This is a genomic window from Microbacterium sp. H6, from assembly GCF_003314775.1.
Taxonomy (GTDB): domain Bacteria; phylum Actinomycetota; class Actinomycetes; order Actinomycetales; family Microbacteriaceae; genus Microbacterium; species Microbacterium oxydans.
Window position 1 is genome coordinate 8,726 of the sequence record NZ_QOAY01000293.1, and the last position, 1,521, is coordinate 10,246.

A 1,521-nucleotide genomic window follows, 5' to 3' on the forward strand; every position below is an offset into this window, starting at 1 on the left:
ACCCGCGCGGCACTCCGCTGTGCGAGCACGCGCACCGGAGGAGCGCCCGTCACAGCCCGCCGTCCTTGGGCAGGGTGATCACGTGCGTCGCGGTGGTGGGGATGCCCTCGGCGGCGAACAGCCGCGCATCCGCGGGATCCCACACACAGCGGACGGCGTCATCGACTCCCACCCGCGGCGCGGTCGGGGCCGGCATGCGCGAGAGGAACGTGGCGTCCTCGCCGACGCGGACAGCGACCTGGAGGGTCTCACCCAGGTGCGAGACACCGATCACGCGCCCGGGGACGCCCCCGCCTTCGCCCTGTTCCAGACGGATGTACTCCGGCCGGATGGCGGCGACGGCCGGCTGCCCCGCCGCCACATGCTCCCCACCCCAGCGGCCCGCGATCACGCCGATGGCCGTGTCGACCGCCTCCCCATCTGCCCGAACCGTGCCGTGCACGAAGTTCTGCTGGCCGATGAACGACGCCACGTAGGCGGAGGCCGGCTCCGCGTAGATGGCGTCCGGCGCATCGAGCTGCTCGATCCGCCCCGCGCGCATCACGGCGATCCGATCGCTCATCGAGAGCGCCTCGGCCTGATCGTGGGTGACGAATACGAAGGTCGTGCCCAGCCGCGCCTGCAGCAGCTTGAGCTCGAGCTGCATCTCCTCGCGCAGCTGGCGGTCCAGTGCCGCCAACGGCTCGTCGAGCAGGAGCACACTCGGCCGGTTGATGAGTGCACGCGACAGAGCGATGCGCTGCTGCTGTCCACCGGAGAGCTGTGTGGGCTTGCGGTCGGCGAAGGCGCGCAGCTGCACCATGTCGAGTGCTTCGCTCACCCGTTCCCGCTGCTCGGCCTTGGGCACGCGCCGCTGCTGCAGCCCGTACGCCACGTTCTCGGCGACCGTGAGGTGCGGGAACAGGGCGTACGCCTGGAAGACGGTGTTCACCTCGCGCCGATACGGGGGGAGGTTCAAGACGCTGCGGCCGGAGATGCGGATGTCCCCGGCATCCGGGTATTCGAAGCCCGCGATCATGCGCAGGGTGGTCGTCTTCCCGCAGCCGGACGGGCCGAGCAGGGAGAGGAACTCCCCCTGTTGCACGTCGAGGGTCAGGTCGTCGACGGCGGTGGCGGTGCCATAACGCTTGGTGACGCCGTCGATGTGGACCGCGCCGGCGGCGGTGGGTGCATCGAGTGTCGCCGTCGACATTCGGGTGTTGTCGGGCATGGAGCCTCCCCATTGAGATTCGCTTGTCGCGAGTCTGTCACAGGAAAGGCGTCAGGTATAGCGAAATCGGAAGCCTCTTGATGATTTCGCAACGGTATCCGTTGCCGATTCAGGAAATGGCGACCGATTGGCACCGATCAGAGGAGGAAGCCACGCAGCAGGGCTTCGGACCCGGCGAGATGATCGCGCATCGCCGCCTCGGCAGCATCCGGACGTCCGGCGAGGATCGCGGAGACGATGCTCTCGTGCTGCTCCCCCGAGTGCTGGATGTTGCGCGGCATCAGCGGGAACGTATCGAGCCATGCATTGAC

At 68.5% G+C, this 1,521-nt stretch carries 2 protein-coding genes; both read right to left on the reverse strand.

Annotation, left to right across the window (positions count from 1 at the left end; translation table 11 throughout):
* Window positions 1-49: 49 nt before the first annotated feature.
* Window positions 50-1,210: an ABC transporter ATP-binding protein gene (locus DSP71_RS19020; protein ID WP_113681829.1), complete on the reverse strand. Its 1,161-nt coding sequence runs from the start codon at window positions 1,208-1,210 to the stop codon at window positions 50-52.
* 137 nt (window positions 1,211-1,347) lie between these two features.
* Window positions 1,348-1,521, reverse strand: a 174-nt coding sequence (locus DSP71_RS19025) for an FCD domain-containing protein (protein WP_113681830.1), incomplete at its 5' end; no start/stop codon positions are given.